This window comes from Rhodococcus sp. 21391 (assembly GCF_016772255.1).
In the GTDB taxonomy this organism is placed as follows: domain Bacteria; phylum Actinomycetota; class Actinomycetes; order Mycobacteriales; family Mycobacteriaceae; genus Rhodococcus_F; species Rhodococcus_F opacus.
Window position 1 is genome coordinate 3,421,448 of record NZ_CP063781.1, and the last position, 15,270, is coordinate 3,436,717.

15 protein-coding genes are annotated in these 15,270 nt (G+C 67.6%); 5 read left to right on the top strand and 10 right to left on the bottom strand.

Annotated elements, in window-relative coordinates; genetic code table 11:
- Nucleotides 1-42: 42 nt before the first annotated feature.
- The 6 genes from GO592_RS15950 to GO592_RS15980 form a co-directional block, all read right to left on the bottom strand.
- Nucleotides 43-1,158: a hypothetical protein gene (locus GO592_RS15950; protein ID WP_007296364.1), complete on the bottom strand. Its 1,116-nt coding sequence runs from the start codon at nucleotides 1,156-1,158 to the stop codon at nucleotides 43-45.
- A complete protein-coding gene (hflX, locus tag GO592_RS15955; RefSeq protein WP_005240762.1) occupies nucleotides 1,151-2,605 on the bottom strand; it encodes a GTPase HflX in 1,455 nt (484 codons plus the stop codon). The genes GO592_RS15950 and hflX overlap by 8 nt, the downstream gene beginning before the upstream one ends.
- Before the next feature lie 58 nt (nucleotides 2,606-2,663).
- Nucleotides 2,664-3,533, bottom strand: coding sequence for a diaminopimelate epimerase (dapF, locus tag GO592_RS15960; RefSeq protein WP_007296365.1), 870 nt, complete (start codon nucleotides 3,531-3,533; stop codon nucleotides 2,664-2,666).
- Nucleotides 3,534-3,713: 180 nt separating this feature from the next.
- Entirely contained in the window at nucleotides 3,714-4,562 is an 849-nt protein-coding gene (locus GO592_RS15970; RefSeq protein WP_007296366.1) for a TrmH family RNA methyltransferase, read from the bottom strand.
- The gene (miaA, locus tag GO592_RS15975) at nucleotides 4,559-5,485 is read right to left on the bottom strand and encodes a tRNA (adenosine(37)-N6)-dimethylallyltransferase MiaA (RefSeq protein WP_193385474.1); all 927 of its coding nucleotides are present in this window, start codon (nucleotides 5,483-5,485) and stop codon (nucleotides 4,559-4,561) included. The genes GO592_RS15970 and miaA overlap by 4 nt, the downstream gene beginning before the upstream one ends.
- Nucleotides 5,482-6,198: a class III extradiol dioxygenase subunit B-like domain-containing protein gene (locus tag GO592_RS15980; RefSeq protein ID WP_007296368.1), complete on the bottom strand. Its 717-nt coding sequence runs from the start codon at nucleotides 6,196-6,198 to the stop codon at nucleotides 5,482-5,484. Before GO592_RS15980 ends, miaA begins: the two co-directional genes overlap by 4 nt.
- A 202-nt stretch (nucleotides 6,199-6,400) precedes the next feature.
- Here GO592_RS15980 and GO592_RS15985 point away from each other — a divergent pair, with 202 nt between their 5' ends.
- Complete coding sequence (locus tag GO592_RS15985) at nucleotides 6,401-7,786, top strand: DUF349 domain-containing protein (protein ID WP_007296369.1); 1,386 nt, start codon at nucleotides 6,401-6,403, stop codon at nucleotides 7,784-7,786.
- 6 nt (nucleotides 7,787-7,792) lie between these two features.
- Here GO592_RS15985 and GO592_RS15990 read toward each other — a convergent pair whose 3' ends face one another.
- Nucleotides 7,793-8,413, bottom strand: coding sequence for an Rv2732c family membrane protein (locus GO592_RS15990; RefSeq protein ID WP_005261140.1), 621 nt, complete (start codon nucleotides 8,411-8,413; stop codon nucleotides 7,793-7,795).
- Nucleotides 8,410-9,927 (bottom strand): tRNA (N6-isopentenyl adenosine(37)-C2)-methylthiotransferase MiaB, encoded by a 1,518-nt coding sequence (gene miaB, locus GO592_RS15995; RefSeq protein WP_007296370.1) that lies wholly within the window; start codon nucleotides 9,925-9,927, stop codon nucleotides 8,410-8,412. The genes GO592_RS15990 and miaB overlap by 4 nt, the downstream gene beginning before the upstream one ends.
- A 210-nt stretch (nucleotides 9,928-10,137) precedes the next feature.
- Here miaB and GO592_RS16000 point away from each other — a divergent pair, with 210 nt between their 5' ends.
- From GO592_RS16000 to GO592_RS16015, 4 genes are all read left to right on the top strand, one after another.
- Nucleotides 10,138-10,866: an amino acid ABC transporter ATP-binding protein gene (locus GO592_RS16000; protein ID WP_005261142.1), complete on the top strand. Its 729-nt coding sequence runs from the start codon at nucleotides 10,138-10,140 to the stop codon at nucleotides 10,864-10,866.
- A gap of 79 nt (nucleotides 10,867-10,945) precedes the next feature.
- Nucleotides 10,946-11,779, top strand: coding sequence for a glutamate ABC transporter substrate-binding protein (locus tag GO592_RS16005; protein WP_007296371.1), 834 nt, complete (start codon nucleotides 10,946-10,948; stop codon nucleotides 11,777-11,779).
- Nucleotides 11,780-11,871: 92 nt separating this feature from the next.
- Nucleotides 11,872-12,552, top strand: a complete 681-nt coding sequence (locus GO592_RS16010; RefSeq protein WP_005261143.1) for an amino acid ABC transporter permease — start codon at nucleotides 11,872-11,874, stop codon at nucleotides 12,550-12,552.
- Nucleotides 12,549-13,448, top strand: a complete 900-nt coding sequence (locus GO592_RS16015; RefSeq protein WP_005261144.1) for an amino acid ABC transporter permease — start codon at nucleotides 12,549-12,551, stop codon at nucleotides 13,446-13,448. The genes GO592_RS16010 and GO592_RS16015 overlap by 4 nt, the downstream gene beginning before the upstream one ends.
- Nucleotides 13,449-13,589: 141 nt before the next feature.
- Here GO592_RS16015 and recX read toward each other — a convergent pair whose 3' ends face one another.
- Both recX and recA read right to left on the bottom strand, forming a co-directional pair.
- Nucleotides 13,590-14,105 (bottom strand): recombination regulator RecX, encoded by a 516-nt coding sequence (gene recX / locus GO592_RS16020; RefSeq protein ID WP_039950719.1) that lies wholly within the window; start codon nucleotides 14,103-14,105, stop codon nucleotides 13,590-13,592.
- A gap of 9 nt (nucleotides 14,106-14,114) precedes the next feature.
- Nucleotides 14,115-15,158 (bottom strand): recombinase RecA, encoded by a 1,044-nt coding sequence (gene recA, locus GO592_RS16025; RefSeq protein ID WP_005240749.1) that lies wholly within the window; start codon nucleotides 15,156-15,158, stop codon nucleotides 14,115-14,117.
- Nucleotides 15,159-15,270 lie beyond the last annotated feature (112 nt).

Sequence of the window (15,270 nt, forward strand, 5' to 3'; positions counted from 1 at the left end):
CACCGAAAGAATCAGGCTCGCAACATTTCTCGCAAAACAGACCTATCGGACACGGCGGCGGACCAAGAAGCCGGCGCCGACCACGAGCACGACCGCGCAACCGGAGATGCCAATCCCCCACAACGTTCCCGACGAATGCGCCGACGCCTCGTCCGCGACTGTCTCCGTGCGGGCCTGCTGCTGCACCCTCGACACCGCCCCGGGCAGCGCTTGAATCGGCGGAACGGGACCCTCCCGCGCCTCGGAGGCGACCAGCAGGTCGCCGTTCTCGGTGAACGCGATCGACTCCCCCTGCGGCTGCTGCGGCACGTGTGCGCGCACCACCGGACCCGCAGCGAACGCGGCGGCCAGGTCGCCGTCCGGCGCCGAGAACAGGAACACGTCGGAGTAGCTGCGGACGGCGGCCACGGTTCCTTCGGCCGACACGGCGCCGCCGGTGAACATCGTCGAATGCAGGGCCGGGGCCGTGGTGCCGCTCCCGGTAGTGGCGTCGTCGGCGCCGTTCGTCTCGGCGACGTCCAGCGTCCCCACTTTCTCGAGCGGGGTCGGGCCGGGGCTCGCGAGGCCGCCCACACCGGCGCCCTCCGCAGGCCGGTACACGTTGCCCGCCCCGAACACTTCCTTCGTGACGATCAGCGGGGTGCCGTCGTTTTGGACGAGAACGGTCTCGGCGTCGTGCGGGCCGTCCGGATACGTCAGCCGATGCAGTTCCCCTGCGCCGGTGTCGCGGTCCATCGCGATCAGTGCCACCGTGTCGCGTCGGCGTCCGTTGTCCCCGGTGTCGGCGAGCCACAGCCGGCCGTCGGGGCCGGAGGCCATGTCCTCGACGTCGTACGGATCGACCGGCAGCGGAAGCCACCGCTGCACGGCGCAGTTCCCGTCCATCACCGCGACCGCGCGATCGGACCCGCTGTCACCGACCGCGTAGAGCAGTCTCCCCGCCGACACGAGCCCCGACAGCTCTTCCAGCGAGGCCTCGTCCGGGGTGCCGACCCCCGAATCGTCGGGAGTGCAGAGCGGACCGAATTCCGACGCGTCGACGGCGGTCTGATCGCGGAAGAACGGCTCTGCGGACCCGGCGCCCGCCGCCGCGAGCGGTGTGCACGCAGCGAGAACTGCGACCGCGACACGGGCCGACCACCGTGAGCGGTCAGGCACTGCCGCTGTACTGAACCAGTGCCGACGCCAGCGCTTCGGGCACCCGCGCATGGACGCGCGTGCCGTCCTCTTCGTGGGACGAGTCGAGGATCTGACCGTCCGAGTGGATCCGGGCCATCAGATCTCCCCTGTTGTACGGGAGGAGAACGCTGACCTCGATCTCCGGGCGGACCAGGACATCGCTGAGATGCGCGCGCAACTCGGCGATGCCTTCCCCGGTCCGGGCCGAGACGAACGCCGCACCGGGCAGCAGGCCACGCAACTGGGTCAGCGTGACCGGGTCGGCCGCGTCGATCTTGTTCACCACGATGAGTTCCGGCGGCGCTGCGGCGTCGTTCTCCCGGATCACCTCGGTGATCACCTCGTGGACGGCCCTGATCTGGTCCGTGGGCAGCGGATCGGAACCGTCTACGACGTGGAGCAGCAGATCCGCGTCCGTGACTTCCTCGAGCGTCGAGCGGAACGCCTCGATCAGCTGCGTCGGCAGGTGCCGGACGAAGCCGACGGTGTCGGTGAGGACGTACTCGCGGCCGTCGTCCAGCGCCGCCCGCCGGGTGGTGGGATCGAGGGTCGCGAACAGCGCGTTCTGCACCAGCACCCCGGATCCGGTCAGCGCGTTGAGCAGGCTCGACTTGCCGGCGTTCGTGTATCCGACGATCGCGATGGACGGGGTCTCGCTCCGCAGACGCCTGGTGCGTTTGGTGTCGCGGGCGGCCTTCATGCCCTTGATCTCACGCCGCAGCTTCGCCATCCGCTCACGGATTCGCCGGCGGTCCGTCTCGATCTTGGTCTCACCGGGACCACGCAGGCCCACGCCGCCGTTGCTGCCGGCGCGACCACCCGCCTGCCGGGACATCGATTCACCCCAGCCACGCAGTCGCGGCAGCATGTATTCCATCTGGGCCAGTGCAACCTGCGCCTTGCCCTCCCTGGACGTCGCGTGCTGAGCGAAGATGTCGAGGATGAGGGCCGTCCGGTCGATGACCTTGACCTTGACGACCTTCTCCAGCGCGGTCAGCTGCGCGGGAGTGAGTTCACCGTCGCAGATGACGGTGTCGGCGCCGGTCGAGAGGACGACCTCACGGAGTTCCTCGGCCTTGCCGGAACCGATGTAGGTGGCAGCGTCGGGTTTGTCCCGCCGCTGGACGAGGCCCTCGAGGACCTCGGACCCGGCGGTCTCGGCCAGAGCCGCGAGCTCGGCCATGCTGGATTCGGCTTGTGCCGCGGTTCCCTGCGTCCAGACACCGACGAGCACCACGCGTTCGAGGCGCAGCTGTCGGTATTCGACCTCGGTGACGTCTGTGAGCTCGGTGGAGAGCCCGGCAACTCGGCGCAGCGCGCTGCGGTCCTCGAGTTGCATCTCGCCGACCGACGGGCGCCCGTCGTCGTAGGCGAACTCAGTGGAGTCGGAGATCGGCGATTCTTCTGTGCGATGTGTTTTCGTCATACACCCTCATGATCCCACGGAATGTCGAGGGTGCGCACGTGCATTTCGCGCAGGGCGATCAGGCGAGGCCGTTCCACCAGCCGTCGTCGAGGGTTCCGGACGCCACCAGGACGGACGGTCCGCGCAACGTCGCCCGGCCGTCGGACACCGCAACGGTGACCTGACCACCGGGAATACGGACATTCACCTCACCGGAGTCGGCCCCGTCGAAGCGCAGAGCGGCGGTGGCCGCGGCCACCGTCCCGGTGCCGCACGACCGTGTTTCGCCGACCCCGCGCTCGTGTACCCGCATGTTCACGGCACCGGAATCGATGCGGGTGAGGATCTCCACGTTCACGCCGTGCGGGAAGAAGCCGGGATCGAACCCGGGTGCGGCCGTCAGGTCGAGGGCCGACAGGGACGCCGCCGTGAGGTGCGCATCGACACACGCCAGGTGCGGGTTGCCGACGTCGATGCCGATCCCGTTGAACACCTTGCCGTCGATGGTCGCGGCACTGGTTCCCAGATCCCGCACCACACCCATGTCGACGGTGACCTCGCCGAAGGCGCCGTCGGCCGAGTGCACGATCACCGGTTTGCCGCCGGCCCGGCTGCCGACCACGAACTCGTCGCGTGTCTCGAGCCCCGCCGCGCGGAGGTAGTGCGCGAAGACACGGACGCCGTTGCCGCACATCTCCGCGATCGAGCCGTCGGCGTTGCGGTAGTCCATGAACCAGTCGTCCTCGGACGTGCCGTCGGGGAGTTCGGCGAGCACACCGGCTGCGGCCAGCGCACCGGCCTTCGCGACGCGCAGGATTCCGTCGGCGCCGAGCCCACGCCTGCGGTCGCACAGCGCCGCTACCCGCGGGGCCGACAGGTCGATGCGGACATCGGGATCCGGGAGGACCACGAAGTCGTTCTCGGTGCCATGTCCCTTGCTGAAATCCATGCGCACCACTCTAACCAACGGTCGAGCAGGTGCTGTTCATCTGCGCGACCGCGGTGCGGTTCATTTACGCGACCGCGGTGCGGTTCATTTACGCGACCGCGGTGCGGTTCATTTACGCGACCGCGGTGCGGTTCATGTACGCGACCGCGGTGCGGTTCATTTACGCGACCGCGGTGCGGTTCATTTACGCTGCCGGGCGATTTCGTAGAGGGCGACGGCGCCGGCGGAGGGGGCGCCGAGTGAACTCGCGGCGCCTCCGATCGGGATGTTGACCACCGTGTCGCAGGCGTCGCGCCAGGCAGCGCTCATCCCGCGGGTCTCGTTGCCGATGACGAGCACGGTGCCGCCGCCGAAGTCGTGGGCGTCGATGATGACGGAGCCGGTCTCGTCGGTGCCGACGATGTGCAGGTCGGTTCCGGACGCCCGCCGGGCGTCGCGGAAGGCGAGGATCTCGTCGACGGACGACACCGTCACGACGGGCATCGCGAAGAGGGATCCGGTGGAGGCACGGACACTCCGGGGGTCGAACGGATCTGCGCCGTGGCCGACGACGACGACCGCGTCGGCGCCGAACGCGTTGGCGGAACGGACGAGGGTGCCCAGATTTCCGGGTGAGGCGGGCCGGTCGAACACGACGATCAGTGGGACGGCCTGCAGTCTCAGGTCCTTCAGTCGCGGGGTTCGTGTCTTCGCGACGGCGATGAGTTCCGGCGCGGTGGTGGTCTTCTCACCCAGTTCGGCCATCAGTTCGGCACTGACACCGATCTGTTCGACGGATCGGGTGTCGAGCAGTTCCCGTGCCCAGTCGGACAGTGGCGGGCCGTCGATGCGGTGCAGCAGCGATTCGATCGGCCAGTCGTGTTCCAGAGCGAGGTTGAGGGGACGGACGCCCTGGATCAGGAAGCGTCCCGCCTTCGTTCGCTTGGCGCGGTTGGTGAGGTACGACTGCCACTGCTGGAAGCGGGCGTTGCGGGTGGTCACCAGCAGGGACGGGGCCGGACGGTTGCGTCCGGACGGTGCGCGGCTCATCGTTCTCCCAGTGTTCGGGTCGCGAGGGTGCGGATCGTGGTGTCCGCGAGGTCGGGGTCGCTTCCGTCGACCCAGTGGATGCGGGTGTCGCGGCGGAACCACGACCGTTGCCTGCGCACGTAGCGCCGGGTGCCGATGAATGTGCGTTCCTGCGCCTCGTCGAGGTCGTATTCGCCGTCGAGCCAGGCGAGGACCTGTGCATAGCCGATGGCCCGGGGTGCGGTGACCCCGTCGCGCAGTCCCAGCTCGATCAGCCCGTTCACCTCGTCGACGAGTCCCCGTTCGAACATCAGCCGGGTGCGGAGCCGGATCCGGTCGTCGAGTTCGGCGGTATCCCGGTCGACACCGACGATGTGTGTGCCCCAGCGCGGTTCGCCGATCCGCGGGGCCGACGCCGCGAACGGCTTCCCGGTGATCTCCACGACTTCGAGGGCCCGGACCAGGCGCCTGCCATCGGTGGGGAGGATCGACGCGGCGGCGTCGGGGTCCACCCGGCAGAGTTCGGCGTGGACGGCCGCGACGCCCTTCTCGGCGAGGACGGCTTCCCACCGCGCCCGCACGGACGCATCGGTGGCGGGGAAGCTCCACTCGTCGAGCAGCGACTGCACGTACATCATCGATCCGCCGACGATGACCGGCACTGCGCCGCGTGCGGCGATCGCCTCGACGTCGCGGACCGCCGCCTTCTGATAGTTCGCGACGGTGGCCGTCTCTGTCACGTCGAGCACGTCGAGTTGGTGGTGCGGGATTCCGCGGCGTTCGGCCGGGGCGAGTTTGGCGGTGCCGATGTCCATTCCCCGGTACAGCTGCATCGCGTCGATGTTGATGATCTCGCCGCCGAGACGTTCGGCCAGGTCCAGTGCAAGATCCGACTTTCCGGTTGCGGTCGGTCCGACGACGGCGATCGGCACGGGTGACGTCACGGACGCCACTCCCCCACGTGGTAACCGACTCCATAGGGTGCCGCGCTGTACAGCGTCCGGCAGGAAGCGGGTGGAGCGTCGAACACGCCGGCGAGAACCTGCCACGGGACGCGTCCGCCGATGCCGAGGGAATCGCACTCCGCGGGTTCGAGGGCCAGCAGCGCGTCGCAGTCGCCGGTATCGAGCGCGGCGTCGATCCTGGCCTGCACGCCCTCCGCACGCGGGTCGAACGCGCCCGGCGCCTTCGCCGTGAGAGTGTTCGCCCCGTCCGCAACGATCACCAGACCCCGCGGCTCCGGATCCCGGTCGAGAAGGGCGCGCAGTTCCGCGCCGTACTCGGCGCACTGGTGCGGCGACAGGTCGGCGGCGAGGATCCGCGCGTCGACGACGGCGTCCGGCGCGCACGTCCCCCGGATCCACCCGGCCGTCAGCGCCGCGAGCGGCAGGTCCGGGTCGGGATCGCCTGCCGGACCGGGCCGCAACGCGACCCGCACGTCGATGCCGTAGCCGCGATAGGTGCCCTGGGCGTCGGAACGTACCTCCACCGCGGCGGGCGCCGCTCCGACCGCCACCCACTCGGTGGCGAGCGCGGACAACGCCTTCGCCGCCGTCTGGACCGCATCCCGCAACGGCGCCGTCTCCGCAGCGGCCGCCCCGGTCAGTTCGGGTACCAGTAGCGGTGGAGACGGCACGAGGATTGCGGCGGTGAACACACAGTCACGCTAGTCGACCGTCCGTGCGGACCCGACATCCGATTCGGGCGGTGCCGTCAATCGGTACCAACGCGGACCGTCCGACCTGATTCAATAGTCCACAGGGCCCGTACCGGGTTGAATGGAGCCAGCACCCGTCCCGGGTCGTATGGAGCCAATATGCGTTCAGGCAGCCGTGACGCGCGGCAGAGATGAGGAACCGATGACCGACAGCAGCGACGCGAAGCCCGCCGTGGAGCCTGCCGCTCAGCAGCACGACACACCGAAGCCCAGCGTCCCGAAGCCCGGTGCCGCCGCGAAACCGGGTGCACCCAAGCCCCACCCCACACCGACACACGCCCTCTCCGCCCCCGCCGTCGCCGCCCCCGCCCACAGTGACCCGAGCAAGTTCGGCCGCGTGGACGACGACGGCACCGCCTGGGTAAAGACCGCGGACGGCGAACGGCAGATCGGGTCGTGGCAGGCCGGGGACGCGGCGGAAGGTCTGGCGCACTTCGGTCGGCGCTTCGACGATCTGGCAACGGAAGTGGCACTCCTCGAGGCCCGGCTCAGTTCCGGCGCTGGCGACGCGAAGAAGACCAAGGCGGCCGCGCTAGCACTCGCCGAATCCCTCCCGACCGCCGCGGTGATCGGTGACATCGATTCTCTCGCTGCGCGGCTCGACGTCATCATCGCCGGATCCGACGAGGCTGCGGCCCATGCCAAGCACGAGAAGGAACTGTCGCGGCAGGCGCACACCGAACGCAAGGAAGCGTTGGCCGCGGAGGCGGAACAGATCGGTGCCGAATCCACGCAGTGGAAGGCCGCCGGCGACCGGCTGCGCGAGATCCTGGACGAGTGGAAGACCATCCGCGGTATCGACCGGAAGGTCGACGACGCCCTGTGGAAGCGGTATTCGAAGGCGCGGGAGGCGTTCAACCGGCGTCGCGGCGCCCATTTCGCCGAACTCGACCGCGAGCGCGCCGCCGCCAAGACCAAGAAGGAAGAGCTCGTCGAACGGGCCGAGGCACTGTCCGACTCCACCGACTGGGGTCCGACGGCCGGAGCGTTCCGTGATCTGCTCGCCGAGTGGAAGGCCGCGGGCCGCGCACCGAGGGAAGCCGACGACAACCTGTGGAGGCGGTTCAAGGGCGCTCAGGACGTGTTCTTCGCCGCCCGCAACGCCGCGTCCTCCGAACGCGACGCCGAGTTCGAGGAGAACGCCGTCGCCAAGGAAGAGTTGCTGAAGAACGCCGGCCACATCGATCCGGCCAAGGACATCGACGCGGCGAGGGCCGCGCTCCGCGACCTGCAGGAGAAGTGGGACGCCATCGGCAAGGTGCCCCGCGAGCGGATGCACGACCTCGAGGGCAAGCTGCGCGCCATCGAGAAGCGTGTTCGCGACGCCGCCGACGAGGAATGGCGCCGCACCGACCCGGAGGCCCTCGCCCGGGCCGCGCAGTTCCGGGAGCGGGTCACGCAGTTCGAGGAGCAGGCCGCCAAGGCGACCGCCGCGGGCAAGACGAAGGACGCCGAGAGCGCCCTCGCGCAGGCCCAGCAGTGGCGCGAATGGGCTGAGGCGGCCGAGGGCGCCGTCAGCGGCCCGTAGGCACGATCAGCCGACGTTCCAGTCGCCGCGTCGCTCCGCTTCGGCGGCAGCGGCGCGGCGTTCTTCTTCCGCGGCCAGCTGCAGGGCGGTGCGGCTCCAGACCACCTTCAACCAGTGGAACGTGAGCACGATGACGGTGAGCCAGCCGATGATCAGACCGATCCCCGGTCCGGCCGCCTCGACGCCGGGCGCCGGGGTCTGCCGCGACCAGATGGCGAGCATGCCGAACACGATGGACACGGCGGTTCCGGCGAGGGCCACCCAGGCGAGCGCCCAGCGGCGGGTGACGAGCGCGAGCATCGACACGACGACCCCGAACACCACCTCGAACCACACGAACAGCCGCGACGGCAGCGCGATCGTCTCCGCGCGGGCGTCGTCCCCGTACACCAGCACCTCCCAGCCGTTGGCGATGCCGGAGTGCGGCAACGTCAGCGAACCGAGGAGTACGACCACCGCGACCGCGACGACGAGGGCACGCGCGCCGGGATCGATCTCGCCGGCCACCTTCTTCTCGGCGGCGTCGAAATCCTTCAGGTAACTCTCGATCGGCTCGCTCTCGGAACCCGAACCGTTGTCGCCGGTCCGGTTTCCGTCGTGCCGCTTGTCGTCGAACGGGGTGGTCATGCGTTGCATCCCATCTGGGCGGGTAGTGGTGCGGGCGGACCGATCTGCGGCAGTCCGAGTCCCACGCCGATCGGCGGGGTCTTCGGGGTGACGCCCTTCTCGAAGAAGTCGCCCGCGCGGGTGCGGCGGTGGGTCAGGACCGGGGTGTCGGCGACGAGGTGGTGCGGGGCGGCGGCACTGACGACGACGGTGACGACGTCGCCGGGCCGGACATTCCCGTCGAGGTTGCCCGCGGGCCGGAAGTGGACGAGGCGGCCGTCGCGGGCGCGCCCGCTCATCCGGGCGGTCTCCGCGTTCTTGCGGCCCTCCCCGGCGGCGACGAGCAGTTCCACCTCGGCGCCGACGAGCTTCTGGTTCTCCTCGAGGGTGATCTGTTCCTGCAACGCGATGAGACGCTCGTACCGTTCCTGGACGACGGCCTTGGGCAGCTGCTCGTCCATCTCCGCTGCCGGGGTGCCCGGACGCTTGGAGTACTGGAAGGTGTAGGCGCTGGTGAAGCGTGCCTGCCGGACCACGTCGAGGGTGTCCTGGAAGTCTTCCTCGGTCTCACCCGGGAAGCCCACGATGATGTCGGTGGTGATGGCCGCGTGCGGCATCGCGGTGCGGACCTTGTCGATGATCCCCAGGAACCGCGACTTCCGGTAGGAGCGGCGCATCGCCTTCAGCACACGGTCCGAGCCGGACTGCAACGGCATGTGCAGCTGGGGACACACGTTGGGGGTCTGGGCCATCGCCTCGATGACGTCGTCGGTGAATTCGGCCGGGTGCGGAGACGTGAACCGCACCCGCTCGAGCCCGTCGATCTCTCCGCACGCGCGCAGCAGCGCGGCGAACGCGCCGCGGTCGCGGGGCTGGTCGGGATCGGCGAAGGACACGCCGTACGCGTTGACGTTCTGCCCGAGCAGGGTGACCTCGACGACGCCCTCGTTCACCAGTGCCTGCACCTCGGCCAGGATGTCGCCGGGGCGCCGGTCGACCTCCTTGCCGCGCAGCGCGGGCACGATGCAGAACGTGCAGGTGTTGTTGCATCCCACCGAGATGGACACCCAGCCCGCGTATGCCGACTCCCGCTTGGCGGGCAACGTCGACGGGAACGCCTCCAACGCCTCGAGGATCTCGACCTCGGCCCGCTGGTTGTGGCGGGCCCGGTCCAGCAACGCGGGGAGCGAACCGATGTTGTGGGTGCCGAACACGACGTCCACCCACGGCGCCTTCTTCACGACGACGTCGCGGTCCTTCTGCGCCAGGCACCCGCCGACCGCGATCTGCATGTCGGGGTTCTGTTCCTTCGCAGGCGCGAGGTGGCTCAGGTTGCCGTACAACTTGTTGTCGGCGTTCTCCCGCACCGCGCAGGTGTTGAAGACGACGAGGTCGGGCGCCTGCCCCGCGGCCGCTTTCGTGTAGCCGGCGTCCTCGAGGAGCCCCGACAGCCGCTCGGAGTCGTGCACGTTCATCTGGCAGCCGTACGTGCGCACCTCGTAGCTGCGGTGAGGGGTCTGGTCGATCGTGTCCACGTATGCCAGGGTACGGCCCGCGCCAGATCGCCTCGTCGCGGCCGGTGTGCGCCCGGACACACACCCGAAGCCGGACAGTAAAGTTTCCGTGACATCCCGAGGATTCTCGGGGCAAATGGCAGGTGCTCCCGCTCCCAACACATAGGGTCATCGACTATGACGCAAGCCGACGACGCGACGCCGACACCCTCCACGGGCGCGGCCCCGTCCATGATCTCGATGAAATCGGTGAACAAACACTTCGGCGCCCTCCACGTCCTCCGGGAGATCGACCTCGAAGTCCCTCGCGGACAGGTCGTGATCGTCCTCGGACCGTCCGGCTCGGGTAAGTCGACGCTGTGCCGCACCATCAACCGCCTCGAGCCCATCGACTCCGGTGAGATCGCGGTGGACGGGAAGGTACTACCGGCCGAGGGCAAGGCCCTGGCGGCGCTGCGCGCCGACGTGGGCATGGTGTTCCAGTCGTTCAACCTGTTCGCCCACAAGACGATCCTCGAGAACGTGATGCTCGCACCGGTCAAGGTGCGGAAGAAGAGCAGCGCCGACGCGAAGGCGAGGGCCTACGAGCTTCTCGAGCGGGTCGGCATAGCCAACCAGGCGGACAAGTACCCGGCGCAGTTGTCGGGCGGTCAGCAGCAGCGAGTCGCAATCGCACGCGCACTCGCCATGAACCCCAAGGTCATGCTGTTCGACGAGCCGACGTCCGCACTCGACCCGGAAATGGTCAACGAGGTCCTGGACGTCATGACCTCACTCGCCAAGGACGGCATGACCATGCTCGTGGTGACCCACGAGATGGGCTTCGCCCGCAAGGTCGGCCACCGTGTTCTCTTCATGGCCGACGGCCAGATCGTCGAGGACGCCGAGCCCACCACGTTCTTCACCGCTCCCAAATCCGAGCGCGCGAAGGACTTTCTCGGCAAGATTCTCAGCCACTGACCCGAAGGAGCGCCGCTGCGGTGCTCTCGGTCGACCGTGCTCCACACGCAACACCCGTCACTTCAATTGGAGGAACTCGATGAGAATCAATCGCGCGATTCGCGTGGGAATCGGCGTCATGGCGCTCGCCGTCGTCGCATCTGCCTGTGGCGGAGGTGAAGAGAAGAGCGCATCCCAGAGCGCGTCGGAGGGCAAGCTCACGGTCGGAATCAAGTACGACCAGCCCGGCCTCGGATTGCGCAACCCCGACGGTTCCTTCAGCGGCTTCGACGTCGAGGTGGCCGAATACGTGGCCGGCAAGCTGGGTGTCGCGCCCGAGAACATCGAGTTCAAGGAGTCCCCGTCGGCTCAGCGCGAGACGTTGATCCAGAACGGTGAGGTCGACTACATCGTCGCCACCTACTCGATCACCGACGCCCGCAAGGAGAAGGTCGACTTCGCCGGGCCGTACTTCATCGCCGGACAGTCGCTCCTGGTGAAGTCCGACAACACCGACATCACCGGCCCCGATTCGCTCAACGGCGGAAAGAAGCTGTGCTCCGTCACCGGGTCCACCCCGGCGCAGAAGGTCAAGGACACGTACGCGCAGGACGTGCAACTGCAGGAATTCGACACGTACTCGGCGTGCGTCGAGGCACTGCGTAACGGTGCGGTGGACGCCGTCACCACCGACGACATCATCCTCGCCGGCTACGCGGCGCAGTACCCAGGCGAGCTGAAGGTGGTCGGCGCGCCGTTCACCGAAGAGCGCTACGGCATCGGCCTGGCCAAGGGCGACGACGAGACCCGCGCCAAGATCAACGACGCCATCACCGCCATGATCGCGGACGGCTCGTGGGAGCGCGCGTTCAACGAGACCGTCGGCGCGTCGGGTTACCCGATCCCCGCCCCGCCGACCGTCGATCGGTACTGAGCAACTCACTCATCCGGGTCGGACGACTCCCCATTCGCGGAATCGTCCGGCCCGGTTCGACACCAACCACCGGTCACCTGGGGAGACGGTAAGTGGACCTACTGAGCAAATACAGCGATCAGCTGATCGACGCATTCTGGACGACGGTGCAACTCACCGCGTTCTCGGCTGTCGGTGCTCTGATACTCGGCACCATCCTCGCGGCGATGCGGGTGTCACCGATCCCGGTCGCGCGTGGTGTCGGCACGGCGTACGTGACGATCTTCCGCAACACTCCCCTGACGCTCATCATCATCTTCTGCTCCTTCGGGCTCTTCCAGACGATGGGCGTCAAGCTCGCCCCCGAGCAGTCGCCGACGTTCTTCGAGGAGAACAACTTCCGGCTCGCCGTGCTCGGCCTCAGCGTCTACACCGCAGCGTTCGTCTGCGAGTCCCTGCGGTCCGGTATCAACACGGTGCACGTCGGACAGGCGGAGGCGGGCCGGTCGCTCGGCCTCACGTTCTCCCAGAATCTGCGGTTGATCGTGCTGCCGCAGGCTTTCCGCGCGGTCACCGCCCCACTCGGTAGTGTGCTGATCGCCTTGACCAAGAACACGACGATCGCCTCGGTGATCGGCGTGGCGGAGGCGTCGCTCCTGATGAAGGAAATGATCGAGAACGAGGCCGCCATCTTCGTCGTCGGTGGCATCTTCGCGCTCGGCTTCGTGATCCTGACCCTGCCGATGGGGCTTCTCTTCGGATACCTGAGCAAGCGATTCGAGGTTGCACGATGAGCAATGCCGCCACCGTCCTCTACGACGCACCGGGTCCGAAGGCGAAGAACATCTATCGCCTGATCTCGGTCGTGGTCGCTGTCGCGCTACTGGGAATCGGCTACCTCGTCTACGCCGCGCTCGACGACAAAGGTCAGCTGACGGCGGCGAAATGGGATCCGTTCCTCGAATCGACGTCGTGGACGACATATCTGATCCCCGGTATCCGCGGCACCCTCGTGGCAGCCGCCGTATCGATCCTGTTCGCGTTGATCCTCGGCGCGATCCTCGGCATCGGACGCCTGTCGAACCACCGGCCGGTGCGATGGGTCGCCGGCGGGATCGTCGAATTGTTCCGCGCCATCCCGGTACTGATCCTGATGATCTTCTCGTACCAGCTGTTCGCCGAGTACGAGGTCTTCAAGTCGAAATACCTTGCGCTCGCCGCGGTCATCGTGGGCCTCACGCTTTACAACGGCTCGGTGATCGCCGAAATCGTCAGGGCAGGCATCAATTCGCTCCCCAAGGGGCAAAGCGAGGCCGCCATGGCGCTGGGTATGCGCAAGGGCCAGGTCATGGGCACCATCCTGCTTCCGCAGGCCGTCACGGCGATGCTCCCGGCGATCATCTCGCAGATGGTGGTGGCCTTGAAGGACTCCGCGCTCGGTTACCTCATCGGCTACGTCGAAGTGGTGCGGTCCGGTCAGCAGCTCGGTGCGTTCTACGGCAACTACCTTCCCGCCCTGATCGTGGTGGCGATCATCATGATCGTCCTCAATTACACGCTCACCGTGGTGGCGACCAAGGTGGAGAAGCGACTCCGGGCCAGCCGCAAGGGCGGAGGCCCCAAGGGGGCCGTTCCCGAGCTTCCGGCGGTGTCGGTTCCGGGTATGGACATCACCGACAAGCGGTTGTGATGTGACATTCGCCCCGAAATAGCACTGCGGTCGGACGGGAACTCTGTTCCGTCCGACCGCAGTGTTGTCGTCTCGTTGGTGTTGTCGACGTCTCGTCAGTGTTGTCGACGTCTCGTCAGTGTTGTTGTCGTCTCGTCGTAATCAAGTCCCGTCGAACAGGCCGTCGGTTTCCGCACCCGCGCGATCGAGTTGTTCCTTGACCACCTCGAACGCCATGCCCTGGGGGAATCCGCGGCGCGCGAGCATCGACACCAGTCGGCGGACCGCCCGGTCCCGATCGTCCGCGGACACCGTCCGCAGTTTCTTCTCGACCAGTTCGGTGGCTCGCGCTCGTTCGTCTTCACTGTCGATCTGAGCGAGCGCCTCGGTGGCGTCTTCCTGACCGATGCCCTTGCGGCGCAGTTCCAGTGCGAGCGCACGTTTCCCCTTGCCGGAGTACGTGTGCCGCGAATGCACCCATTGCTGGGCGAAGTCGGCGTCGTTGACGAGTCCGACCTCGGTGAGGCGATCCAGCACACGCTCAGCGATCTCGGGCGAGTAGCCCTTTTTCGCCAGACGCTCGGCCAATTCCGCTCGGCTCCGGGCACGGTCCGTCAAGAGACGCAGGCACAAATCCTTGGCCTGCGTCTCCGTCCCACCTTCGCCCGTCGGACGCACGGCGGCGCCTTAGAATTCGACCGGGGCGGCGTCATCCGTAGCAGCAGTGACGTCGGCGCCGATTCCGAGCTTTTCCTTGATCTTCTTCTCGATCTCGTCCCGGATGTCGGTGTTCTCCAACAGGAACTTGCGGGCGTTTTCCTTGCCCTGTCCCAGCTGGTCGCCTTCGTAGGTGTACCAGGAACCCGACTTGCGGATGAACCCGTGCTCGACACCCATGTCGATCAGCGAGCCTTCCTTGCTGATTCCCAGGCCGTAGAGAATGTCGAACTCTGCCTGCTTGAACGGCGGCGCAACCTTGTTCTTGACCACCTTGACGCGGGTACGGTTACCCACCGCGTCGGTGCCGTCCTTCAGGGTCTCGATCCGCCGCACGTCGAGGCGCACCGACGAGTAGAACTTCAATGCCTTACCACCGGTGGTGGTTTCGGGGGAACCGAACATGACGCCGATCTTCTCGCGCAGCTGGTTGATGAAGATCGCGGTGGTGCCGGAATTGCTGAGCGCACCGGTCATCTTACGGAGCGCCTGGCTCATCAGACGCGCCTGCAGACCCACGTGGCTGTCGCCCATCTCACCCTCGATCTCGGCGCGCGGGACCAGAGCGGCCACGGAGTCGACCACGAGGATGTCGAGGGCGCCGGAGCGGATCAGCATGTCTGCGATCTCCAGCGCCTGCTCACCGGTGTCGGGCTGCGACACCAGCAGCGCGTCGGTGTCGACGCCGAGCTTCTGGGCGTAGTCGGGGTCGAGCGCGTGCTCGGCGTCGATGAACGCGGCGATGCCGCCGGCAGCCTGGGCGTTGGCGACCGCGTGCAGAGCCACGGTGGTCTTACCCGAGGACTCCGGGCCGTAGATCTCGACGACACGGCCGCGGGGCAGCCCGCCGATGCCGAGGGCGACGTCCAGCGCGATGGAGCCGGTCGGGATGACGGCGATGGGCTGACGGACACCTTCGCCCAGGCGCATCACCGAGCCCTTGCCGAAGTTCTTGTCGATCTGCGCCAGCGCGAGGTCGAGCGCCTTGTCTCGATCGTGTGCCTGTGGTGCCATCGTCGTCCCCATTCCTCGAGTCTCATCAGTGATCTGCGGTCAGGTTAGATCCAGGTACCGACAAGAACCGTGACCACCGAACATCCCCAGCATAGGGGAACGTGTGTTCGAT